Here is a 23,927-nt window from a genome sequence, read left to right as displayed (position 1 = left end):
TTGATGCTAGTGTGGGCTCATTAAATGTGATGTCTATTTTATATTCAATTGACTATTACTTAAAGTGCTGTAATATGGGGTGATGAAATACAATATTCGTTTTATCATTTTAAAAGCATATGGTGATTTTAAATATTCGTATTTCCCACTGAAATTCCTTAAATTTAAATACTCCAATATTTAGCGGGTTTAGTTAATCAATATCTTATTAGCCTTAAGCTTTTTGTCAAGCTTGTATTGTTAATGTTCATAAAAACATAGAAATGAAGATCACATCCATTTTATATTTATTGCTATTGGGCCCCAAATTGGCAACGCCCAGGAAAATCTCGATTTTAGTGGCAATAAAACCATTGTTTCTCCCGAGATTAACGGAAAACAGATAACCTTCAGACTTTTGGCTCCAGAAGCGAAGACTGTAAAGTTACAGGGCAATTGGATGAAAACTGATGACTTGAATTCTGGAATTAAAGATTCAAGGGGAGTATGGTCGTTTACAAATCAAGATCTGAAACCCGATATTTATACCTATTCTTTTATTGTGGATGGAGTTAAAGCTACTGATCCCAATAACGCTTATCAGGTTCGGGATGTGAGTTCTGTCATGAGCATGTTTATCGTAAATGGACCAGAATCATCCAATTATACTGTTCAAAATGTCCCTCATGGTACTGTTGCTAAAAGATGGTATACTTCAAGAGGGCTAAAAGAAGATCGTAGATTAACCGTTTATACACCTCCCGGTTATGAGGCTTCAAAAGAAAAATATCCTGTCCTTTATCTTTTACATGGGATGGGGGGGGACGAAGAAGCTTGGATGACCTTAGGGAGAGCTTCACAAATTTTAGATAATCTAATAGCGCAAGGAAAAGCAAAGCCGATGATTGTCATTATGCCGAATGGTCACACGAGTAATGCGGCTGCACCAGGGGAGTCTTCTAAGGGTTTTTATAAAATTGATATGGTAACTCCGGATATTTTTAAAGGAGATATGGAAGCTAATTTTAATGAAATCATAGCTTTTACAGAACAGAATTATCGGGTGAAAGCTGATGCGAAAAATCGAGCTATTGCTGGACTTTCAATGGGAGGTTTTCATTCCTTGTATATTTCAGCTAACCAGCCTAAAACTTTTGATTATATTGGATTATTTTCTCCTGCAATTCTTCCTCCAGAAAATAAGAAAAGTCCAATTTACGAAAATCTTGATGCCAAGCTTCAGATTCAAAAAAACAACGCTTACCGCTTGTACTGGATTGCCATTGGAAAAACGGATTTTTTATACAAGCATGTTGCCGGCTTTAGGGATAAACTCAATAAGATGAATTTTAGCTATCAGTATGTGGAATCAGAAGGCGGTCATACTTGGAGCAACTGGAGAAAATATCTCAATGATTTTGTTCCTCAATTGTTTAAATAAAAAAAAGTTTTATGATGCGAAAAGTTAAAAGTATCGTTGTTTTTTGTGCTTCTAGTTTAGGTAAAGAAAGCATCTATGAGGAGCAGGCTTCACATGTTGGGCACGTATTTGCGAAAAAAGGTATTCGTCTAGTATATGGTGGTGGGCGAGTTGGATTGATGGGAGCAGTTGCCAATGGTGCATTAGAAAAAGGAGGCGAAGTGATAGGTGTCATTCCTGAGTTTCTCAATTCCAAGGAAAGAGAGCATACCGGTGTTACGAAGTTAATTACAGTAGATACCATGCATGACCGTAAGCGGATTATGCATGATTATTCAGATGGAGTTATCGCATTGCCTGGTGGCTTTGGAACGCTCGAAGAATTATTCGAAATGGTAACCTGGGGACAACTGGGTTTGCATAAAAAACCAGTAGGAATTCTAAATACAAATGGTTATTACGATCATTTGATATTGTTTATTGATCATATGACAGTAGAAGGTTTATTGAAAAGCGAAAATAAATCCATGCTTCTGTTTGGAAATACCATTGAAGAGTTATTAGAAAAAATGGAACGGTACGAAGCACCCAAGGTTACTAAATGGATAGAAAAAGATGAAATTTAAACCTATTTATTAGTTGTTTAAGCATCTCTCTTATTGTGATTTTACTTTCGTCTTAATTTTTTTACAATTTGACTGATTAAAACAGATTTATAATCTGTTTATTTGTGTATCAGTAATGATGAAATTTCATCGAATAAACCTAACCGTATGGCGTTAATTATTTTAAATATTATTTTTTGTATTGCCTTTATTGGATTTGCCTATGTAAATCTCAATGATAAAGATTCATGGCTATGGATCCCAATTTATATGCTGGCCTCTATTTGTTGCGGACTAGCCGTGTTTAATTTCTACTATCCATTTATATACCTTGGTGCTATTGTATTTTATCTAGTTTATGCAATTATACTTTTTTTTGCAAAAGATGGCGTTCGCGATTGGTTGATGAAATATCGTAGACCAAGTATTGTGGAAAGTATGCAAGCAACGAAGCCATATATTGAGAAGACAAGAGAGTTTTTTGGTCTTCTGATTGTTAGTGGCGCATTAGCTATAAATTATTTTGTTGCTGTTAATTTATAAAATTTATACTTGTGATTGATTTAAAAAGGAAAAAACAGCTAAGTGATATATTTCAAAAAATTATCCAACAAAACCTAGAATTAGATGCATGGTCTTGGTTGGACAATAAAGTGGAATTGATTAAAAATGAAGAAAAAACACTTCAATTAAATTTGAGTTTTTCCCAGCTCCCAAGAAAGCTTGGAAAAGAAAATATTGTTGTCCAATCCGAAGATGTTGCTGATCTAAAACAATTATTACCTGGCTTTTCTTTGGAAACATGGACCATTGATCGATTATGTAGAGTATGGTTGTTGATGCAGTTACCTGATCAGAACAAGGAACAATATCTGAAAAAAATCAATACTTTATTTATTGCTTCAGAAATGAATGAACTGATTGCATTATACTCCGCTTTACCTTTCTTGAGCCATACCGAAGAATGGGTCGGTAAATGTGAAGAAGGAATCCGTAGTAATATAGGTACTGTATTGGAAGCAATTATGTATCATAATCCTTATCCATCAGTTATGCTTTCAGAAGGAGCATGGAATCAAATGATTTTGAAAGCATTTTTTACAGAGAAAGATGTTAAAAAAATTACTGGATTAAAAGAGCGCGTTAATCAGGCTTTAGCGAATACCTTGAACGATTATGTACAGGAACGCTTGGCGGCCCATAGAACTGTTCATCCAGAAATCTACCAATTAATAGAATTAGGAAAATAAAAAAATATTGAATTATGTGCTGTAATGAAAATTTCCAAGAAAGAAATTTAGGCGAAAGAAACCAAAGTACTCTTGATTTAAATGATATTAGTGGAATGAAGTTTTTTGACCCTCATATTCACATGACTTCACGAACTACCGATGATTACCAAGCAATGGTTGATGCCGGGATTGTGGCAATTATTGAACCTGCTTTTTGGTTAGGACAACCTCGAACAGGGATCGATAGTTTTACGGATTACTACAGTAGCTTAATTGGATGGGAAAGATTTAGATCTTCTCAGTTTGGTATTAAGCATTATTGTACTATAGGATTAAATTCACGTGAGGCGAACAATGAGCAATTAGCCGAACAGGTGATGGAATTACTGCCTCAGTTTATTTTCAAGGAAGGTGTGGTCGGTATTGGTGAAATTGGTTTTGATGATCAGACTGCTGCCGAAGAAAAATATTTCCGGTTACAGCTGGAGCTTGCTAAAGAAGCTGGACTTCCAGTGCAGATTCACACACCACATAGAGACAAGAAAAAAGGCACGCAACGAAGCATGGATATTGCTATTGAACATGGACTTTCTCCGTATTCAGTGATTATAGATCATAATAATGAAGAAACGGTTAAAGAAGTCTTAGATCGAGGGTTTTGGGCAGCTTTTACGATTTATCCTTTTACGAAAATGGGAAATGAACGTATGGTTGAGGTTGTTAAACAATATGGTTCTGAAAGAATTATGATTAATTCAGCTGCAGATTGGGGAATTTCTGATCCGCTCGCTGTTCCTAAAACGGCAGCTCTGATGAAACAATCAGGTATTAGTTTAGATGATATTGAATTGGTGAGTTACCGGAATGCAATTACGGCTTTTGGTCAAAGTGGACAGATAGACGAACGTGATTTTGTAACTATAAAAAATATTGATCAGTCTCAAAAATTTGAAAGTAATTCTATTTTGCGTGGTGGTCAACAACCAAGGATAGATAAGAATTCGATCATTATTACTTAATCGTACACATATTGAAAAAATTAAAAGGATATATACGATTAATGAGACCAGCAAATGTCGTTACTGCAGTAGCCGACGCACTCGCTGGTATAGCAATATCCGGATATTTATTAACAGAAGGATGGAATTCTCCAGCACCTATTATTTTACTTTGCATTTCAACAATAGGGCTGTATAGTGGTGGAATTATTTTTAACGATGTTTTTGATGCAGATCTGGATAGAATAGAACGACCTGAGCGAACCATACCTAGTGGATTGATCAGCGAAAAAGAGGCCACAGTATTTGGATCTTTATTCTTCTTAGTTGGACTAATAGCAGCCTATTTCGTAGGAAATATCACAGTAATATTAGCTATAGCGATTATTTTAGCTTGTCTTGTCTACAACAGATGGGCAAAACATCATTCATTTTTAGGTCCGCTTAATATGGGACTTTGCCGTGGCCTAAACCTCTTGTTGGGAGTTAGTATTATAAGTACAGAGGTAAGTCAATGGTGGTTCTTGGCTATTGTACCTATTATCTACATCGCTTCTATTACAATGATAAGTCGGGGAGAAGTACATGGAGGAAGTAAAAAAATGCTTTATTTTGCCGCTGTACTTTATGCAATTGTTATCACTAGCATTTTATTTTTTGCACAAACGAAGGGGGATATTATTATTACTCTTTTGTTTATCATTCCGTTCGCTTGGATGATTTTTAAACCCCTATTAAGAGCTATAAATAATCCGATAGGCCCCAATATAGGTAAAGCCGTTAAAGCAGGAGTGATTGCATTGATCCTCATGAATGCTGCATGGGCAAGTGTATTTGCTGATTGGAAAATTGCACTTGTCATTATTTTTTTATTACCATTATCTATTATACTGAGTAAAGCATTCGCAGTTACTTAATTAATGATTTTTAATTATGAGTTTTTTAGAACAGTCATTTAGTGTGAAATTTGAATATAAAATACATTTTACTAAATCGTTATTTCACACCGATAACCCTACTTTTACAGATTTTTTTAAAAGCAATCCGACAGATGTATTGCGTAAGATTTTTTTCGTCCTAGATCAGGGAGTTGCTGATGCACACCCAGATCTGGTTTCAGCGATCAGAACCTATTTCGATCATCAGCAAGAAGTACAGCTGATTCCTGAAATTTTGATTATACAAGGAGGAGAAGCCTCAAAAAATGATACAGGTCTATTCGATCGTTTGGTTGAAGCAGTAGATCAATACGGAATAGATCGACATTCTTACATTGCTGCGATCGGTGGTGGTGCCGTGCTTGATCTTGTCGGTTACGCAGCCGCAGTGTCACATCGTGGAATTAAACATATTCGTATACCAACGACTGTACTCTCGCAAAATGACTCTGGGATTGGTGTTAAGAACGGTATAAATTATAAGGGTAAGAAAAATTTTTTAGGCACTTTTGCTCCCCCCGCTGCTGTGTTTAATGATGATCAGTTTTTGTTAACATTAACGGATAGAGATTGGCGGTCAGGAATATCTGAAGCAGTTAAAGTTGCTTTAATCAAAGATCCTACATTCTTTTATTGGATCGAAGATAATGCAGCGAAACTGGTGAGTCGTGATTTAGAGACCATGGATTACTTAATTGTACGTTGTGCCGAATTGCATTTAAACCATATCGCATCAGCCGATCCATTTGAGATGGGATCTGCGAGACCATTAGATTTCGGTCATTGGAGTGCACATAAACTAGAACAATTGAGTAATTTCAGTGTGCTGCATGGGGAGGCTGTAGCCATGGGAATAGCTTTGGATAGCACGTATTCTTTCTTAAGTGGATTGTTAACAGAAGATAAGCTTTTGCGCATATTGAATGTGCTGCTTCATTTATCATTTGATATTTCTAATCCATTTATTCAGATCAATGATGAAGAATCACCAATACTTCGCGGTTTAACTGAATTCCAGGAACATCTTGGCGGTAAATTGACCATTACATTATTGACGGATCTCGGAACAGGTAAGGAAGTTCACCACATGGATCACCAGTTATTGATAGCGGCAAGTAACTATGTCTTAAATTTTACCAGCACAACAGCTGGTTTGGATCATTAAATTAGTTAAAATGAAAGTTAATACAGGACATTTAACCTATTGCACCAATATTCATCCAGGGAAAAATTGGAATGATGATTTTACAGCTCTAAAAGATAATTTTTCTTTTATCAAAGAATCAGTTTCGCCTGGCCAGCCATTGGGAATAGGATTAAGATTATCAAATGTATCGAGTTTAGAACTTAGCGAGCAGGGTAATATAGCGGAATTTAAACATTGGTTAAAAGAAAATAATGCTTATGTTTTTACAATGAATGGATTTCCTTATGGAGAATTTCACCGTACTGTTGTCAAAGAAGATGTACATACCCCTGACTGGACTACAGAAGCACGTAAAGATTATACAATCAGACTTTTCACTATTCTTCAATCCTTATTACCAGAAGGAATGGTCGGTGGAATTTCGACATCGCCGCTTAGTTATAGACACTGGTTCAAGACGACTACCGATTTTACGGAAGCCAAAAATGCTGCTACGATAAATATAGTTGCTGTAATACAAGAATTAGTTACAATAGCAAATGCGACAGGTACGGTTATGCACCTTGACTTGGAACCAGAACCTGATGGAATCATTGAAACTGGACGAGAATTTATAGATTGGTATACAGACGATCTGCTTCCAACTGCTATTTCAGATCTTGTAGATTCATTTGGCATTACCGCTATCGAAGCTGAAGCTCTTACCAAGAGACATCTTTGCCTTTGTTATGACGTATGCCATTTTGCAATTGGCTATGAAGATCACGCCGATGTATTAAAAGAACTTAAGGAGAAAGGTATTGCAGTAGGGAAGATACAGATATCTGCTGCTTTGAAAGCAAATATGGATCAGTCCCCTGATCAGCGTATAGCTATTAAAGAAAGTTTTCAAAAATTCAACGAACCGACATATTTACATCAGGTCGTGGCCTTAAAAAGAGATGGCAAGCTTATTCGTTATACAGATCTAACACCAGCCATAGCAGATTTTGAGCACCAGGATGTGATGCAATGGCGCGCACATTTTCATGTTCCTATATCTGTTCGGGATATTGGAGTCTTGCAGTCAACGCAACAAGATATTATAGAAGTGTTGAATCTCCAAAAAGTTGCGCCTTTTACCGAACATTTGGAAGTGGAAACCTATACTTGGGAAGTATTGCCCGAACAGTTAAAGATACCAATAGCTGCCTCTATCAGTAATGAACTGGAGTGGGTAATTAAAACAAATGTATAAGATGAAGAAAACAGTTGTAATTGACGTAGTTGGGCTATCTGCAAATTTAATAGGAAAGTATACCCCATTTTTGGAACAATACATAAATAGAAAAAATTTAGCAACTATAGCTCCAATGTTACCGGCTGTTACTACCAGCGTCCAGTCTACATATCTTACAGGTAAAAAACCTACCGAGCATGGTGTGGTTGGAAACGGTTGGTATGATCATGTAGATTCGGAAATTAAGTTTTGGAAGCAGTCTAACAAACTTGTATTAGCGGAAAAGATCTGGGATAGAGCAAAAAAAGAAGACCCGAACTTCACGTGCGCAAATCTATTTTGGTGGTATAATATGTACTCAAATGCAGATTATAGCGTTACACCACGACCTAATTATCTGGCCGACGGTCGAAAGCTTCCGGACTGTTATGCAGAACCGGCAACATTGAGAGATCTTTTGCAGGATAAACTTGGTCAGTTTCCTCTTTTTAATTTTTGGGGGCCAGGTGCTAATATTAAATCAAGCCGATGGATTGCTGATGCATCTATGATCACAGATGAACTGTATGATCCTACACTGTCTTTAATCTACTTGCCACATTTGGATTATTGCTTGCAAAAATTTGGAAATGATTGGTCTAATATCAGTAAGGAATTAGGTGAGATTGATATTCTGATTAAAGAATTAGTTGATTTCTATGAAAAAAGAGGAGCGAACATCATTATTCTTTCGGAATATGGTATTGTACCTGTAAATAATCCCATTCATATTAATCGAATACTAAGGGAAGCCGGATTATTACAGATCCGTGTAGAACGAGGTTTGGAATTATTGGATGCTGGAGCCTCTAAAGCATTTGCAGTGGCAGATCATCAGGTTGCACATGTCTATATCAATGATTTATCGATAGTCGATCAGGTGAAGGATATTTTAGATAAATTACCAGGAATTGCGATAGTGCTTGACAAAGAAGGTAAAAAGGAATATGGGATAGACCATGACCGTGCAGGAGATTTTGTTTTGGTTGCAAATCCAGAAAGTTGGTTTACTTATTATTTCTGGCAGGATGATGCTAAAGCACCCGATTATGCAAGATGCGTCGATATCCATAAAAAACCAGGATATGATCCTGTTGAAATGTTTATGTCTTCTAAATTTCGTGCATTATATAAACTGTTGAGAAAAAAAGCAGGTTTTCGTTACGTTATGGATGTAATACCTTTAAATGCTAATTTGGTAAAAGGTTCACATGGTAGCGTGAATACACCTGAGGAATTTCACCCTGTTTTAATTACAGATCCTGATCTAAGTATAGGCAATGTACAGGCAACTGAGGTTTACGATTTAATTTGGAAATCTTTGCATAGCGAGAAGTAATTTTACTACTACTTGTATAATACATCTATAAGTAACAAGCCGAACATAGTTTATTCTAAAATAAAGAAAGCCATTCTTTTTACAGAATGGCTTTGTTTGTTTTAAGACATTGATACCATCAAAGTATTATTTCAATGAATTGATATAAGCCGCGATTTTCAAGCCATCGGCTCTAGAAACTTGTGGCATTGGAGGCATCTCAGTCGCGTATCCCGGCCAGTTTTCTGGTTTAGGATTGTAGATGAGCTGCAAAATTTTCTCATTTGAATATTTGCGTTTTGCAATATCAGTGAATGACGGTCCAATCTGTTTTTTCGTAGGATTGTGACAGGCTAAGCAAGTATTACTAGTCAAAATTCCCTTCACCTCAGCATAAGTAGGAGCTTTAGTTACTGTTTTCACTTCATGTACTTTAGCCTTTGCTTCAACAGGTTTCGCTTCTGTGTTTTTTGTTTTAACAGTCGCAGTTTTTTTACCGGCAACAGTTTTATTATTTGCTGTTACTGTCTTTTCTGCCGGTTTAGCTGTAACTTCAACTACAGGGTCGTGAGTAGAATTCCTTGTGCTAAGTGAACTTATTGCTAGTTTTTCTCCAGATGGAATTGCATTTAAAGTATAGTAAGCTTCAGGATGGACAATTGAATAAAAGTTTTGTTTCTCACGAATACCATCTACACTTATGGTGTGGATATAATGTTCACGTAAACCATCGACAACAATTCTTGCTTTTAGTCCATCAGAAGAAACCTTAACTCCTTTTATGTTTAAAGTCTCTTTATTTACTGGAGGAGAACCATATACAGGATGGTATTTATATATGAAGCTTTCAACGCTGTATGAAGCTAGATCTTCAGCAGATTTTAAATCAACAGGTTGTGTAAATTCGATCTCAAAACCGTCTGGCATAGCTCTTACTGCTTTCATTTCAAAAGGCGTCTTATTGTTGTATACTAAGCGCTCAAGTCCCTCATTTGCTTCACCTGCAGAACCCCACCCACGGTTGGTTTCACCGACAAATAAAGATCCATCCTGTCCCCACGCCATTCTCAAAACACCAGAACGGAAACCACTCTTAAACAAAAATGCGGCGCCTTGTTCTTCACCATTTACCGTCTCTAAGAAAACACGTGAAATGATGCTCATACCTTGGTCACCAACGAGTAATTGTCCTTCAAATGGACCAAATGTGCCTTTCGGAATTTTGACCGGTTCAGAGTTTGAAATACCAAGAATACCATGTGGCAACCATACCGACGGTAAACGAATCTCTGGAATTTCTTTTTTCATCTCAAATACCGTTTTGAAATTCTCGTTGACTCTATTTTCCGGTTTGATGTAGCGACCTTCAGCATTTTTGATACGACGTTCATCTACTTTAGAATAGAAAGATTCAGATGATAACTTTAACGGTGAATCAGGTCTTTTTGTCCATACTAAACTGGCTGGATGTCCCATAAAATCTCCTTTACTGACCTTCCATAATCCTCCGGAACCAACCCAGTCACCTTGGTTTTCTGTATAGTATAGTTGACCGTCAATCACATTTATTCCTGCTGGAGAACGCACACCTGCAGCCCATGGTTGCATTTTTCCATCTGCGCTAATGTTCATAATCCATCCACGCATAGGAACACGACTTTCTGCGCGCCACCATTCTTCATCACCAAAAGCTACATTTCCAGATACGAAAAAAGAACCGTCAGATGCGATTTTAGGACCAAAACTATATTCATGATAATGTCCGCTTAAAGGCCAAGCATACACAGTTTCATAAACATCAGCTTTGCCGTCCATATTTTTGTCAATTAACTTCGTTAGCTCACCTCTTTGTGCAACATATAACGCACCATCTTTGTAAGCAAGACCTAAAATCTCGTGAAGACCCGTTGCAAATTTTCGAAAGTACGGTCTGTTGCTGGTGGGGTTTTCAACGATAAATACATCACCTCTACGGGTGGATATACCTAGATCTCCATTAGGTAAAGTAACCAGACCACCAACCTCTAAAACAGGTCCTTCGGGCATTCTTACTTTCATGATCTTAAAAAAATCTTCTTCTTTTGGTGTTTCTTGAGCTTGGGAAACAGTATAGCCAAAACTCAAAGCTAGCATTGCTAGCATTCTAAAAGTGTGTTTCATATAATATTTGTACTCTCTCAATTAGAATGAAATAGAATAATTTAATTGTTTGTCTAGGAGAATGATTAATTCTTTTCCTCCGTTAGCATCTCGAATAATAGGTTTAGGAGCACCTTTGTCAAGTTCTAGGTAATAAGACTGACCATCAACGAGGTAATAGCCTTTCGCTAGTTCTTCAATTGAACTTGCATTTGCCAGTAAAACATACAAGTTAGGGACAGTTTTGTCTATGTTTATGGATCTGTTCAGTCCTTTACCATCATTTGAAACTGTGATGATATCGGTGACTTCAGCGCCATATATATTATATTTAAATTGTGGTCTATCCTCATTGTCGATAATATAACCTTTAGTTTTAAAACCACTACCAGTACTGTCAGCAGGCCATGTGGTTTGAACCGTTGCGAGCTGTGCTAAAGCAGGAGTAGCTTTCTTTACAAAAGAAGTTACTGCTCCACGGGCTCTAGAAGTACCGTTTCCTCTACCGTCCCACATAGGAGTGGCATCAATAAATTCGCCATGCCATCCCTGCAACAATAGGCCATTGTCCAAATCATAGCTGTAATGTGTCTTTAATGGACTGCCGACAGATATTGCGTGAACAGCAAGTAACTTAGGTGCATAATTCACAAAACTTCTAATCATGGTATTAGAAGGTGCATCTATATAAATAGGGTCAGCATCACCACCGCCTCTATTGTTTACATTAATCTGTTCTTCGGGAAGTTTTGATATTTTAATATTTCGAAAAGCAACTGAACCATGATCGCCTTGAAGACGCAGTGGACCTAACGGCTTTTCTTTATCGGCCGCTCCGCCCGTTGGACCAAACAATTCAACATTATCCTGAACTAAAACACCATTCAGTTCCACAGCTAAAACTCTCGCATTTGCAGTCTTTTTTCCTGTAGCATCAAATTTAGGCGCTTGAAATGCAATTTTTAAATGTTGCCATAGACCTGGTGCTTTGCTTGCATTTTGACGAGGAGCATAACCTTCAAAACCTTTGGATCCTTCCGGTCTAGCATCATCCCAACGTTCGTATATACCGCCATTGTCAGACGACATGGGTTGCAGCACTCCCCAAGAATCTTTAAGTTGGACTTCATAATTCCCCTGTAGGTAGATTCCTGAATTTGAGTTCTTTGCCATTAAGTAATCCAGTTCAAGAATTATATTACCATGAACTGCATTTGTTAACAAGTCAGACCCCTTCATTTTATTAGAAGTGATGTTAACAAGGATACCGGATCCTTTTGTAGCTTTCAATTCATTCTCATTTCTTGGGTCAGAGATTACTTTTTCAGCAATAGTCCAAGATTTTCCTACAGCATTGAAAGCAGCAAGATCATTAAGTTTAATTTCCGATTGATCGGTTAGCTGTTGGGCTAGTAATAATGTCGTTCCAAATAACCAGCATAAGCCGGTTGTTCCGAACTTCAAATAGTTTAATTTCATATGGAGTACTAGGTTTAAAAATTTAAATATAGTAATTTTTGTGCTTGCTAAAAGGATTTTGTGTAACAAAGTGAATATACTGACTGTTGCGGTTAATATTAACCTATGATTTCTAAATATTCATATTACTGGTAAAATAGCCTCTAAAAAAGGATCAGCAAAATAATATATATATTGGCTAAAATAAAGCTAGTATGAGTGGGGTTATAGTTGCATCTTTATGTCAAGAATACAAATTTAAGTAAGTACAACCGATAATATTAAAATTTATTATGATTAAAACACTTTTGTCAAAGATTTCTTTACTATTGATTTTTATATCAGTTTTAAGTTCTTGCCACCAAAAGAGGTCCGGAAAACCAAGAGTATTGGTTTTCAGTAAAACTGCAGGTTTCCACCATAATTCTATTGAAAAAGGAAATATTGCCCTCCAGAAGTTAGGACTCGAAAATAACTTTGATGTTGATACAACAACAAATGCAGATTGGTTCAATGAAGATTCGTTAAAAAATTATTCAGCTGTGGTATTCCTAAATACGACTGGTGATCTTTTGAATAATTATCAGGAAGCCGATTTTGAGCGTTACATACAAGCTGGGGGAGGCTTTGTCGGTATTCATGGAGCTGCCGATGCCGAGTATGATTGGGGCTGGTATGGAAGGTTGGTAGGTGGATACTTTGCTACTCATCCTGAAGTCAAAGAAGGAAAATTAACGGTGGTTGATAAAAAACATCCGGCAACAAAAACGCTTCCCGATACTTGGGTACATACAGATGAGTGGTATGTCTTTAAAAAACGTTATGAAGCTACCCATGTGTTAATGAATATCAATAAGGAGGTATATGCAAATCCAGAACAAATGGCCGAGACGCCAATGGCCTGGTATCATGATTTTGATGGTGGCCGTTCTTTTTATACAGGTTTAGGTCATCAAGATGAAGATTATTCAGACCCACTATTCTTAAAGCATATCTTAGGTGCTATCGAATATGCAATCGGAGATAATTATGAATTAGATTATGGTAAGGCTAAAACAAAGCGGGTTCCAGAAGAGGAACGATTTACGAAAGTTCCTTTGGCCGTAGGTGAATTTTTTGAACCAACTGAAATGGCCATACTTCCTAATTTAGATATTCTAGTAGCACAACGTCGGGGAGAATTGCTTCATTACAATCAAGAAACAAAAAAAGTAACTCAAGTGGGATTGTTAGATGTTTATCACAAAACTGAAACACCCAATGTTAATGCAGAAGAAGGATTTATGGGGTTAACAATAGATCCAGATTTCGCAGAAAATCATTATATATATGCTTTTTATAGTCCAAAGGATACATCTGTTAATCGTTTGTCACGTTTTGAGTTCAAAAATAATAAGTTAGACCTCGGAACCGAAAAGATTGTGCTTCAGTTTTATTCACAACGAGATATCTGCTGTCATACTGGTGGTTCTTTGGCATTTGATAAAGACCGAAATCTTTATTTATCAACAGGGGACAACTCAACACCATTTGACGAAAAGGATCAAAAATTTGTCAGCAATGGTTATTCACCGCGGGATGATAGGGCTGGCCATGAGCAGTATGATGCCGCACGTAGCTCTGGAAATAGCAATGATCTCCGTGGTAAAATTTTGAGAATAAAAATAGCAGAAGACGGTTCATATCAGATTCCAAAAGGGAATTTATTTCCAGAGGGACAGGCAAATACAAAACCTGAAATTTATGTGATGGGAAACAGAAACCCATACAGAATTTCTATTGATCAGAAAACAGGTTTTCTGTATTGGGGAGAAGTTGGACCAGATGCTAATGCGGATAGTTTGGGGAGAGGGCCACGGGGGTATGATGAAGTGAATCAAGCCCGTCAGGCAGGCTTCTTCGGCTGGCCATTTTTCGTCGGTAATAATTATGCATATAATCCTTATAATTACGAAACAGGAATTAGTGGACAGGCATTTGATCCGCAAAAACCAATTAATAGTTCACGAAATAACACCGGTATAAAAGAATTACCGGCCGCACAACCGGCCTTTATATGGTATCCTTATGCAGAATCAACAGATTTTCCACAGGTGGGTTCAGGAGGGCGTAATGCGATGGCCGGGCCGGTATACTATTCGGATCTTTATCCAAAAGAAACGAGGTATCCAGATTACTATGATGGCAAGCTATTTATTTACGATTGGGTTAGAGGATGGATCAAAGCAGTCACTATGTTACCAAATGGAGACTTTGATAAAATGGAACCATTTATGCCACATACAAAATTAGCTTCTGCGATTGATATGGAAGTTGGTCCTGATGGAAGAATATATCTTTTAGAATATGGTAACGGTTGGTTCAGTAAAAATGCAGATGCAGCAATATCAAGAATCGATTATAATGCGGGTGAATTAGCTTCACAACGTGTTAATAAAACTGTTTCGGCAAAAAAATCACCAAGTGATACGACTTATAAAGATTTAGATAAAGCAAACGGAGCATTGGGGCATAAAGAAGGATCAGATACACCAAAAGGAAAAGCTTTAGTTTTAGCCTCTGATTGTCAGGCATGTCATGGTGTCGATAAGAAATCAGTTGGTCCTGCATATACAGTAGTTGCTAAACACTATAAAGATAATAAGGACGCATTATCGTTGTTATCTAAGAAAATCATCAATGGTGGAGGCGGTGTCTGGGGTGAGGTAGCCATGCCTGCTCATCCATCATTAAAGCAAGAGGATGCGAATGAAATTGTTAAATGGATACTTTCATTATAAGGGGTTCCATAGATCTTTATTAAACGTTACAAAAGAGGTTGTATCATCAGATACAACCTCTTTTGTTTTCTCTGATTTGATGATTATTGACAGGCAATTACTGAGATTGAAACAAGTAATGGATTTTCACGAAATGATATTTAGGACTTCTTAAAAGTTCTTTTGATAAATATAATTATGGTTACCAATCCCCTAAACCAGTTATACTCCAGATATAAATTCATTTAATAGAAATTATAAAATGGACTTGGATATTTTGTCAATGTTTGTATATTTGTCCATTATCTTTAATTAATCTAAATAACAATGTACTACGTTAAGCAACTATTAATTGCGATGATTGTACTTTTTGGCGGTAACCAAATAGTTCAAGCTCACGCGATTTGGATTGAAAGTAATCCTGTAGGTATTAAAAATCAATCTCATACCATCCGAGTTTACTATGGAGAATATGCAACTGGAGAAATTGAAAAGACAAAAGATTGGTATTCTGACTTGAATCAGTTAAAACTTAATCTTGTTGATTCTGAGAATAAGGTTGAGCTAAAACTTACTGATAAAGGAGATTATTTAGAAGCTAGTTTTGTACCTGCTAAAGATGGCATTTATCAGATCTTTGTTTCTCACCCTGCCAAAGAACTTGGAGGCACCACACGATATGAATTTTTAGCGCAAAGCCAGATTCAAGTAGGTCAAGACGTTGGATACGCAGCAATACCTTTAGCCGCTCACTTTATCTTCCAAAACAAAATCTTTAAAACAAATGATCTGGTAGAAATTCAGTTATTGCGCGGGAATAGTCCAGTTGCTGATAAAGAAGTTTTGGTGATGTCTCCAAACGGTTGGAGCAAAAACTATAAGACTGATAGTCAAGGTAAAATTAAGGCAGAGGCTATCTGGGCTGGTACTTACGTAATCGAAAACAGTCATATGGCCGATCAATCAGGAACTTGGAATGATAAAACCTACAATAAGAATTGGCAGGGACTTACCGCAAGTTTTCAGGTAAAATAAAAAGCGTCATCTAGAGCGGTAATTCTAGTATGACGCCAAAGGTAGTCTAACGGTAATTAGGCTGCCTTTACTACTACGTTAAGCATGTAGTATATCCCTAAAAGTGTTACAATTAAAAGACAATGCAAAATAGCAAAATAATATTGACTATTGATGTAGAAACATTGGATTTGAAAATTGAGGAGGGATCAATAACTGCCGTCGCGCGTATTCAATAAATATTTAGTATAAAAAATTGTTTCATATCAATAACAGGTAGAGCATAAGGGAATCTCAAAGAGATTCCCAAGTTCTATCTTTTAATTTGCTTTTCTCATTATGATAAGTACAGTATGTTTAATATTGTTTATTGCATTTATGTTATGGATGAATACTTCCAAACGTATTGCGTGGAAGAATAAATCCAAACTTTGGGCCTATCTTGCCGATCGAAAAAAACAATCACGTACAATAGCAATAGTTCTGTTCCTAATAGCTACTGCCTGCTTGATTTATGCTGTAGGTATAGCCAGTGGAATATTTACTTTTTTTGTTATCCTCATGTGTATGGGCTGTCTAGTAGTCTTTTTCTTTCCTTTTTCCTACTTTGGTTATCGTGTAGTATTAGGAGTTTATTTATGTTCATTTCTGATTGAAGTACTTATTCATTAATCTATGCCTGCTAATAAAAAATATTTAACAAAATCTCCCTGGATAAGACTTTGTCGTATTTTGTTGGGAACCCTAGGTGGTTATACGGTCATGATCAGTTTTCATGTATTATTAACAGCATTATTTCCACCAGAAAATGTAATTGCTACGGCCTTCTTTACCGGATATTTACTTTGGGCATTTTTATTATTCTGGGCATTTTTAGAACCTAAATTGTGGCGGTTGGCACTAACTTATATTGGTCTTACTTTATTGTTTTCGCTACCTTATATTATCAATCATTAAGTTTATACCATGGATCAAAGAAAATATAATATTTACTTTCATACCCACACGATCAGTGGTATTGTTATCGCAGCACTGCTTTATGTGATTTTTTTTGCAGGCTCTTTCTCTTTTTTTAAAGATGATATCGCCGCATGGCAAAAAGGTAAATCACTTAGCACTGTAGAAGCTCCCGCTGACTTCAATTATATATTGGATTCTATGGGAACAAAATATAATCTCCAAGGTAGAAATTTCGATTTCTATTTATTGAGACAAGGCCATGGAACTTATGTCAATATGAGTACCTCTCAAGATACAACGATTAGTAAGCCAAAACCAAAAACAGAGAAATCAAAAGGTCGAAAGAGAAGAGGTGCAAAAAATGAAGATTCTGCCTATTTCTTACACTCATTTGTTGATAAGAAACAAAGTTCTTATGATGAAGGCTATGATATGGGCGAGTTTTTGTACCGCTTACATTTCTTAGCTCCACTCAATCAGATTCCAATCCAACTCGGAACACCTTTCGGCTACCTTCTAGCGGGTATTGTTTCATTCTTATTTCTTTTTGCTTTGATAACAGGTTTATTTCTTCACTGGGATAAGATTAAAAATAACTTCTTTTTATTTAGACCCTGGAGTAAATGGAAAACAGTCTGGACCGACATGCATACTGTTTTGGGAGTTATTGGATTTCCATTTCAATTGATATTTGCCATTACAGGAGTTGTTCTTATCGTCAATTATGTATTGATTTCACCATTTAGTAAATTAATTTACAATGGTGATCAGAATAAATTATACCAGGAGCTTCAGTATAACAGAGCGATGGAACCAACTTACAGTTATCAGCCCTTATCCAAAGAATTAGATGTCAACGCATTCGTAAACCACTGGATGAATGAATGGCCAGAATCGGATATTTCGAGACTATATATCCGAAATTTTGGAGATAAAAGTATGGAAATTGCTTTAGAAACTAAACCTAAACCCAGCGCTAGTTTTGCGGGATCTGGTTACGTTCTTATGAAAGCCGCTGAAGGAAAACCTTCATCAGTGAAATCACCTACAACAGATGCAACATATGTTGATTGGGTTAAGAGTTTGGTTTATCACCTTCATTTTGGAGATTTTGGAGGCAGAACCTTGCGTATCGTTTATTTCGTTTTGGGTTTACTGGGCTGTGTCGTCATTATTTCAGGCATTATGATTTGGCTGGTTGCACGGGAAAAACCTAATATTCCTGCATATAAAAGGAAGTTTAATTTTTGGGCAGCCAATCTTTTCATATCCATGTCATTGAGTATGCTTCCTATTACTGCATTTACCTTTATTGTCATAAAATTTTCAGCTGTCGTAAATCAGAGTTTTATCTACAGTCTTTATTTTTATAGTTGGTTAGTGATGATCATCTATTTATTAATACTGCGTGATCTAACGAAAGTAAACAAGCATACCCTATTTTTATCAACCATTTTGTGTTTGGCAGTACCGATTGTAAATGGTATCACCACAAACCTTTGGATCTGGAATACATTTCAAACAAAATCATATGATATCTTATTTATTGATTTGCTTTTTACCACAATGTCGATTTTATGTGCATTTGCTTTGTTTAAAGTAATGAAACAAGCAAAATCTTTTAAAATATTGAAATAAGTATGTCCTGCTGTTGGTCAGGAAACATAAGTATCCAGTTCAATAGATAACAAAAGCGCCAATCTAATAAAGATCTGGCGCTTTTGTTATTCAATACGTTATTCGATTATCATCTCATGAGAATAGAACTTAAAAAAATGATCGTTCCAATCTCGATGCTGAGCTTTAAACTATTTCCAAATGTTTATTTCTTATTGCTATATCGTTAAATTTAAAAAATGAATTTATTTTAGAGCACTTACAATATACTATCTTTACAATAGCTAAAAGTGAAAAGATGATAACCGTTGCCATAATAGAAGACGAGCCTGCAGTTCGTAAAGAGATCGCTTACCTGATACAGCAAGAAACCAATACCGAACTTGTGGGTTGGGCAGACAGCGTACATAAAGCCATTAAGTTGCTTGAAGAAAAGCAACCAGATGTAATATTTATGGATATTCAGCTCAAAGATGGAACAGCATTCGATTTGTTGAAAAAATTAACGCCCATTCCACAAAATATAATATTCATTACTGCATATAATCATTTTGCTATAAAGGCCATCAAGTACGGAGCACTCGATTATCTGCTCAAGCCTATTGATGAGGTAGAGCTCCAGGAGGCATTAGAGCGATATCGTCGTCGAAGGGAAAATAATCCGCAATGGATGCAACAATTGTCTTTAGCACAGACCTCAATCCAGATAGGTGAATTACCAGAAAGTATTGTTTTGAATTCCATCAATAACACACGCATTGTTTCTGTTAGTGATATTGTCTATTGTAAAGGTGATGGTCCATATACTCTTTTCATTTTAAGTAATGGTGATAAGGAGCTTATCTCAAGACCTCTTAAGTATTACGAGGAACTTTTGCCAGCTCCACATTTCTTACGCACGCATCAGTCTTATTTGGTCAATCAGCAATATATCTCAGGCATTAACCGATCCGAATATATTGTTCTGAAAAATAAAGAAGAGATTCCAATCTCTACACGACGGAAGAATACGATATTAACCCAACTTTTTTTGAAAAAATGATACGTATACAGCTACTTATTTTTTATTTATGGATGGTTATAGGTTTTTCATCTTGTAAAGACAATAACAAGAAAGATTTGTTGGCAAAATCTGATGATGCCATTTCGGTTCAGATAAAGGATTTGGAAAAAGTAGGAGCTAATCTCACCAATAGAGATTCATTGATTACTGTTTGGCGAAAACTCGATCGAAACCCCATTGTGAAAAATGATACCATACAATCATCAACCGTTAAATATCAATTGGCAAGGCTTTACAGTATGAAGGGCAATGATTCTGCTCGTGTCCTTATTGAAGATGCACTTGAACTTATAGATCCTATAGATGGTGGTTTTAAGAATAAGGCACTTATATACAATGGGATGGGGAATGTTTTGAGCATGGGAGCCCGGATGAAAGAAGCCAGTTATTATTATAACAAAGCAGCCGCAATTGTTTTAGCAGACTCAACGGTAGATCTGTCATTTATAGCAAAAACATCTATGTTACTATCTGCAGCACAAAGTAACCTCCTAAGCTTTCAATATGACTTAGCTGAAAAAATGAACCGTGCTGCTTTGCCTATGGCAGATTCATTGCCACAAGGACATATTAATCGACAACGTGTGCTGGTACAAATGATACAGACTCTGAATAAGCGCCAGAAACCAGCAGATAGTATGTCTTTTTATCTTCAAAAACTGGAAGTGTTACATGCGCAGAACCCTGATAAATATAATATTAGTTTTCTATACGATTCTAAAATTCAATATTTTGAAAAACATAAGCAACTTGATTCGTTACTTCATTATCAGCTGCTTAAAATTAAATCAGATGGATATCTGTACAATGAAGAGGCAACTTCCAGTGAAATTAATAATCTTTTTATCGATTACTGCAATATTGCAGCTATTTATACGGCTCAAAAACATGCAACATTAGCCTCACAATTTCTTGAAAAAGCAAAACTTCTAAAGGAAAAACATACAGGACTAATTTTCGCAGACAGTGATCTCGTTTATCAGCAAAGCTTGGCATCATTGTACAATTTACAGGGAAAGAAAAATGAAGCCATAGCGGTATTGACTCAAACAGCAGAATTACAAAAAGGAATCTATCAGACAGAAAATACACAAGCTGTTGCAGAAATGAATGCTCTTCATCAGTTGCAGACTAAAGATCGCTCTATTCATAAATTAAATGAAGGTATAAAAATTAATAAACTGCAATTGCAACAAAATCGTTTATGGCTTGCCGTATCTGTTTTAGGTATTATCCTCCTTGGTGTCACCATATTGTTTTTGTTTTATAGTTTTCGTCAACGTCGTTTTCTTCAAGAAAAAGAAAAAATACTATTGCAGCAACAATTGTTACGCACACAGATGGAACCCCATTTTATCTTTAATACATTAGCAGCTGTACAGAGTTTTGTGCGGTTGGATAAAAAAGAAATTGCCATCAAATACCTTAACCGTTTTAGTCGATTATTGCGTAGCAGTTTAGAGCTCAGCCGCGAAAATCGTGTACCTCTAGATGAGGAGATTGAAACGTTAGAGAACTACTTAAGCCTGCAGCAAATGCGTTATGAAGATGCATTTAGGTATACTATATTACAATCAATCGAACATGATCTGGGAGCAATTATGGTTCCGCCCATGCTTATACAGCCTTATGTAGAAAATGCGATACTTCACGGGATCGATCTGGAAGACGGTCTAGGAGATATTAGTATTCATTTTGAGATAGAACAAGATATCTTACAAGTAAAGATTGCAGATAGTGGTAAAACTGAAACAAGTAATTTTGATTCTGGACACCGGTCATTATCAGGTACGATCAGTCACGAGCGAATACAATTATTGGGTAAAAAGGCAAGCGTCTCTATTACAGAAATTCCAGAAGGTGGCGGTACATTAGTAATTTTACGCATTCCTGTCGAATAGGAATAAATGTTCTGTAACTCATTTTATGTTTTGGCACGGCATTCGCCTTACTATATACAATATGGCACAGAGACTTATTTTAATTTTATTACTATTCCTCATAGGAGATATTTATTTTTATCAGGCAATAATTACACTTTTTTCAAATCCGCTGATCCATGTCATTTATTGGCTTATTGATATTGTTGTACTGGGTGCTATTATAGTCACTATATTTCTGCGGAAACGTATTAGCGATATTCAGCGTTATGCATCGAGTTTGATCACAGCGATGTTGCTTATCTTTATTCCAAAATTATTTTCTGTTCCGATTCTATTATTGGAAGACATTGGTCGACTATTCCGCAATTTTCCGCCCAGGAATTTTTACGTCAGTGAACTTGTCGCAGTACTTGCTGGCATAGTCTTTTTGGCGATTATTTTCGGGCTGACTAGAGGTCGTCATTTTTATAGGGTTAGAAAAGAGATCTTGCATTTTTCAGATTTACCCGAAGCTTTCGATGGTTTTACCATTACACAATTGTCCGACATCCATTCTGGTAGTTTAAGTAACATAAAAGGTGTACAGAAAGGTATTGATCTTGCGAATGCCCAAAACAGTGATCTGCTCTTATTTACAGGAGATCTCGTCAACAACATGGCTTCCGAGATGGATCCATGGATTGATCTTTTTACCACCTTAAAAGCCCCTTATGGGAAGTATTCTGTTTTAGGTAATCATGACTATGGTGATTATACCAAATGGTCCAGTACATCACTTAAAGAGGCAAATCTGATGCGTGTGAAGGAAATACACAGTGAGATGGGTTTCAAATTATTACTTAATGAAGCTGTCTTACTGCATAAGCATGGACAACGTATTGCATTAGTCGGGGTGGAGAATTGGGGCAAAGGCGGTTTCCATCAGTTTGGCAATCTCAATCAAGCAACAGCTGCCATACCTTCCGATTCCTTTAAGATCCTAATGTCTCATGATCCATCACACTGGGATGCAGTTACTGTAGATCACGCTAAACATGTTCATCTCACCTTGGCCGGTCATACGCATGGTATGCAATTTGGAATTGAGCTTTTTGGTTTTAAATGGAGTCCTATCCAGTACTTTTATAAACAATGGGCAGGACTGTACCAACGAGACGGAAAATTTTTATATGTCAATAGAGGCTTCGGTTATCATGGTCTAAAAGGCAGGGTGGGCGTGTGGCCCGAAATCACAGTTCTTACCTTAAAACGTTCTACCGACCAAGTAGAATAAATGAGCCATTTGCAGTTTAATCTTTTCTTAAAATACCCTTTTCCACGCTTTCCTTGATGAGTTCTTCAGCATACTTCCATATCGTAGTAGATCCCTCATTAATGATTTTCTTTTTTTCGAATACCTTACTGTAATCAACATCAAACTCTTTCCAGGTTCCCCCATTATTTGAAGTATTTTGCAAGAGAGGCTCCAGTCGATCCATTGTTCTCGCAAACTTAGCTTCAGGAGTTAGACCTGCCTCAAATTCTTCCCATACTGCAATAAATTCTTTCGACTGTTCTTGAGGTAACAGGCCAAAAATCCGATTAGCAGCCAGTCTTTCTTGGTCTGTATTAACATGATTTTTTTGCGTATCGTAGATGAAGGTATCTCCAGCGTCAATTTCAACAATATCATGGATCAGAACCATTTTTACCACTTTCAATACATCAATTGGTTCGTTTGCATGTTCAGCCAAAATCAATGCCATCATCGCCAGATGCCAGCTATGTTCCGCATCATTTTCATTACGGTTACTATTGAACAATTTAGTTTTCCGTTGTATGTATTTGACCTTATCGATTTCTTTTATAAAATCAATTTGTTTCAATAAGATTTCAAAATCCATCTTGATAGTGTTAAGAGATTGTCTTACAAAGATAGTTTAAATTATAAAAGTAATCCTAGGTGGCTCTTTGATAAATTATTAAACATCATTTACTAAGTCATTTAGCCCTTTTCTAAAAGAAGTTAATAATGCATGCATTTCATGTTAATATTGAATGCATACTTTATGACTTTACTCTATAGCTTTATAGGAAGAAAAACAATTTAATAATAACCAATTGCAGCTATTAGCATCTATTTATTTTAAAAGTTGATTA

Annotated in this window: 20 protein-coding genes; 17 read left to right on the top strand and 3 right to left on the bottom strand. The window is 36.4% G+C overall.

What is annotated here, in order from left to right; all coding sequences use genetic code 11:
* Positions 1-439 precede the first annotated feature (439 nt).
* The 9 genes from EDF66_RS11395 to EDF66_RS11355 all read left to right on the top strand — a co-directional run bounded on the left by EDF66_RS11395 (position 440) and on the right by EDF66_RS11355 (position 8,916).
* Positions 440-1,420, top strand: a complete 981-nt coding sequence (locus EDF66_RS11395) for an alpha/beta hydrolase (protein WP_132843054.1) — start codon at positions 440-442, stop codon at positions 1,418-1,420.
* A gap of 11 nt (positions 1,421-1,431) precedes the next feature.
* Complete coding sequence (locus EDF66_RS11390; RefSeq protein WP_132842764.1) at positions 1,432-2,025, top strand: TIGR00730 family Rossman fold protein; 594 nt, start codon at positions 1,432-1,434, stop codon at positions 2,023-2,025.
* Between the two features lie 147 nt (positions 2,026-2,172).
* Positions 2,173-2,547 carry a transmembrane 220 family protein gene (locus tag EDF66_RS11385; protein ID WP_132842762.1) on the top strand — a complete coding sequence of 125 codons (375 nt, stop codon included), beginning with the start codon at positions 2,173-2,175 and terminating at the stop codon, positions 2,545-2,547.
* 11 nt (positions 2,548-2,558) lie between these two features.
* Entirely contained in the window at positions 2,559-3,254 is a 696-nt protein-coding gene (locus EDF66_RS11380; RefSeq protein WP_243656034.1) for an EboA domain-containing protein, read from the top strand.
* A 14-nt stretch (positions 3,255-3,268) separates the two neighbouring features.
* Positions 3,269-4,255, top strand: coding sequence for a TatD family hydrolase (locus EDF66_RS11375; protein WP_021189017.1), 987 nt, complete (start codon positions 3,269-3,271; stop codon positions 4,253-4,255).
* Positions 4,256-4,296: 41 nt separating this feature from the next.
* The gene (gene eboC / locus EDF66_RS11370) at positions 4,297-5,151 is read left to right on the top strand and encodes a UbiA-like protein EboC (protein WP_132842759.1); all 855 of its coding nucleotides are present in this window, start codon (positions 4,297-4,299) and stop codon (positions 5,149-5,151) included.
* A gap of 16 nt (positions 5,152-5,167) precedes the next feature.
* The gene (locus tag EDF66_RS11365) at positions 5,168-6,337 is read left to right on the top strand and encodes a 3-dehydroquinate synthase (RefSeq protein ID WP_132842757.1); all 1,170 of its coding nucleotides are present in this window, start codon (positions 5,168-5,170) and stop codon (positions 6,335-6,337) included.
* Positions 6,338-6,347: 10 nt separating this feature from the next.
* On the top strand, positions 6,348-7,556 hold the full coding sequence (gene eboE / locus EDF66_RS11360) for a metabolite traffic protein EboE (protein WP_132842755.1): 1,209 nt from the start codon (positions 6,348-6,350) through the stop codon (positions 7,554-7,556).
* Between the two features lies 1 nt (position 7,557).
* Positions 7,558-8,916 carry an alkaline phosphatase family protein gene (locus tag EDF66_RS11355; protein WP_132842753.1) on the top strand — a complete coding sequence of 453 codons (1,359 nt, stop codon included), beginning with the start codon at positions 7,558-7,560 and terminating at the stop codon, positions 8,914-8,916.
* 126 nt (positions 8,917-9,042) lie between these two features.
* Here the strand turns inward: EDF66_RS11355 and EDF66_RS11350 are convergent, their stop codons facing one another.
* On the bottom strand, positions 9,043-11,055 hold the full coding sequence (locus EDF66_RS11350; protein ID WP_132842751.1) for a c-type cytochrome: 2,013 nt from the start codon (positions 11,053-11,055) through the stop codon (positions 9,043-9,045).
* 21 nt (positions 11,056-11,076) lie between these two features.
* Positions 11,077-12,513 carry a DUF1080 domain-containing protein gene (locus EDF66_RS11345; protein ID WP_132842749.1) on the bottom strand — a complete coding sequence of 479 codons (1,437 nt, stop codon included), beginning with the start codon at positions 12,511-12,513 and terminating at the stop codon, positions 11,077-11,079.
* A 272-nt stretch (positions 12,514-12,785) separates the two neighbouring features.
* On the opposite strand from EDF66_RS11345, the gene EDF66_RS11340 reads away from it, so the two are divergent.
* The 8 genes from EDF66_RS11340 (at position 12,786) to EDF66_RS11305 (ending at position 23,061) form a co-directional block, all read left to right on the top strand.
* Positions 12,786-15,272 carry a ThuA domain-containing protein gene (locus EDF66_RS11340; RefSeq protein WP_132842748.1) on the top strand — a complete coding sequence of 829 codons (2,487 nt, stop codon included), beginning with the start codon at positions 12,786-12,788 and terminating at the stop codon, positions 15,270-15,272.
* Positions 15,273-15,578: 306 nt separating this feature from the next.
* Positions 15,579-16,286 (top strand): hypothetical protein, encoded by a 708-nt coding sequence (locus EDF66_RS11335; protein WP_132842746.1) that lies wholly within the window; start codon positions 15,579-15,581, stop codon positions 16,284-16,286.
* A 366-nt stretch (positions 16,287-16,652) separates the two neighbouring features.
* Positions 16,653-16,937 (top strand): hypothetical protein, encoded by a 285-nt coding sequence (locus tag EDF66_RS11330; protein WP_165902425.1) that lies wholly within the window; start codon positions 16,653-16,655, stop codon positions 16,935-16,937.
* A 3-nt stretch (positions 16,938-16,940) separates the two neighbouring features.
* Positions 16,941-17,222, top strand: a complete 282-nt coding sequence (locus EDF66_RS11325; RefSeq protein ID WP_021189975.1) for a hypothetical protein — start codon at positions 16,941-16,943, stop codon at positions 17,220-17,222.
* Positions 17,223-17,231: 9 nt separating this feature from the next.
* Complete coding sequence (locus EDF66_RS11320) at positions 17,232-18,863, top strand: PepSY-associated TM helix domain-containing protein (protein ID WP_132842742.1); 1,632 nt, start codon at positions 17,232-17,234, stop codon at positions 18,861-18,863.
* Positions 18,864-19,140: 277 nt separating this feature from the next.
* Positions 19,141-19,884 carry a LytR/AlgR family response regulator transcription factor gene (locus EDF66_RS11315; protein ID WP_132842741.1) on the top strand — a complete coding sequence of 248 codons (744 nt, stop codon included), beginning with the start codon at positions 19,141-19,143 and terminating at the stop codon, positions 19,882-19,884.
* Complete coding sequence (locus EDF66_RS11310) at positions 19,881-21,806, top strand: sensor histidine kinase (protein WP_132842739.1); 1,926 nt, start codon at positions 19,881-19,883, stop codon at positions 21,804-21,806. Before EDF66_RS11315 ends, EDF66_RS11310 begins: the two co-directional genes overlap by 4 nt.
* A gap of 61 nt (positions 21,807-21,867) precedes the next feature.
* Positions 21,868-23,061 (top strand): metallophosphoesterase, encoded by a 1,194-nt coding sequence (locus EDF66_RS11305; protein ID WP_132842737.1) that lies wholly within the window; start codon positions 21,868-21,870, stop codon positions 23,059-23,061.
* Between the two features lie 16 nt (positions 23,062-23,077).
* Here EDF66_RS11305 and EDF66_RS11300 read toward each other — a convergent pair whose 3' ends face one another.
* The gene (locus EDF66_RS11300) at positions 23,078-23,671 is read right to left on the bottom strand and encodes an HD domain-containing protein (protein ID WP_132842735.1); all 594 of its coding nucleotides are present in this window, start codon (positions 23,669-23,671) and stop codon (positions 23,078-23,080) included.
* Between the last annotated feature and the right edge of the window lie 256 nt (positions 23,672-23,927).

The sequence above is a fragment of the Sphingobacterium sp. JUb20 genome, from assembly GCF_004342035.1.
GTDB lineage: Bacteria > Bacteroidota > Bacteroidia > Sphingobacteriales > Sphingobacteriaceae > Sphingobacterium > Sphingobacterium anhuiense.
The sequence above is the reverse complement of the archived record's forward strand: the minus strand, read 5'-3'. Positions and strand labels throughout refer to the sequence as shown.

Excerpts from the sequence above, each read along its gene's own strand:
- EDF66_RS11310 (WP_132842739.1), top strand. The coding sequence starts at position 19,881 with ATGATACGTATACAGCTACTTATTTTTTATTTATGGATGGTTATAGGT.
- EDF66_RS11320 (WP_132842742.1), top strand. The coding sequence starts at position 17,232 with ATGGATCAAAGAAAATATAATATTTACTTTCATACCCACACGATCAGT.
- EDF66_RS11365 (WP_132842757.1), top strand. The coding sequence starts at position 5,168 with ATGAGTTTTTTAGAACAGTCATTTAGTGTGAAATTTGAATATAAAATA.
- eboE (WP_132842755.1), top strand. The coding sequence starts at position 6,348 with ATGAAAGTTAATACAGGACATTTAACCTATTGCACCAATATTCATCCA.
- EDF66_RS11305 (WP_132842737.1), top strand. The coding sequence starts at position 21,868 with ATGGCACAGAGACTTATTTTAATTTTATTACTATTCCTCATAGGAGAT.
- EDF66_RS11300 (WP_132842735.1), bottom strand. The coding sequence starts at position 23,671 with ATGGATTTTGAAATCTTATTGAAACAAATTGATTTTATAAAAGAAATC.
- EDF66_RS11355 (WP_132842753.1), top strand. The coding sequence starts at position 7,558 with ATGAAGAAAACAGTTGTAATTGACGTAGTTGGGCTATCTGCAAATTTA.
- EDF66_RS11330 (WP_165902425.1), top strand. The coding sequence starts at position 16,653 with ATGAATACTTCCAAACGTATTGCGTGGAAGAATAAATCCAAACTTTGG.
- EDF66_RS11345 (WP_132842749.1), bottom strand. The coding sequence starts at position 12,513 with ATGAAATTAAACTATTTGAAGTTCGGAACAACCGGCTTATGCTGGTTA.
- EDF66_RS11340 (WP_132842748.1), top strand. The coding sequence starts at position 12,786 with ATGATTAAAACACTTTTGTCAAAGATTTCTTTACTATTGATTTTTATA.
- eboC (WP_132842759.1), top strand. The coding sequence starts at position 4,297 with ATGAGACCAGCAAATGTCGTTACTGCAGTAGCCGACGCACTCGCTGGT.
- EDF66_RS11385 (WP_132842762.1), top strand. The coding sequence starts at position 2,173 with ATGGCGTTAATTATTTTAAATATTATTTTTTGTATTGCCTTTATTGGA.
- EDF66_RS11395 (WP_132843054.1), top strand. The coding sequence starts at position 440 with ATGAAAACTGATGACTTGAATTCTGGAATTAAAGATTCAAGGGGAGTA.
- EDF66_RS11335 (WP_132842746.1), top strand. The coding sequence starts at position 15,579 with ATGTACTACGTTAAGCAACTATTAATTGCGATGATTGTACTTTTTGGC.
- EDF66_RS11325 (WP_021189975.1), top strand. The coding sequence starts at position 16,941 with ATGCCTGCTAATAAAAAATATTTAACAAAATCTCCCTGGATAAGACTT.
- EDF66_RS11390 (WP_132842764.1), top strand. The coding sequence starts at position 1,432 with ATGATGCGAAAAGTTAAAAGTATCGTTGTTTTTTGTGCTTCTAGTTTA.
- EDF66_RS11315 (WP_132842741.1), top strand. The coding sequence starts at position 19,141 with ATGATAACCGTTGCCATAATAGAAGACGAGCCTGCAGTTCGTAAAGAG.
- EDF66_RS11375 (WP_021189017.1), top strand. The coding sequence starts at position 3,269 with ATGTGCTGTAATGAAAATTTCCAAGAAAGAAATTTAGGCGAAAGAAAC.
- EDF66_RS11350 (WP_132842751.1), bottom strand. The coding sequence starts at position 11,055 with ATGAAACACACTTTTAGAATGCTAGCAATGCTAGCTTTGAGTTTTGGC.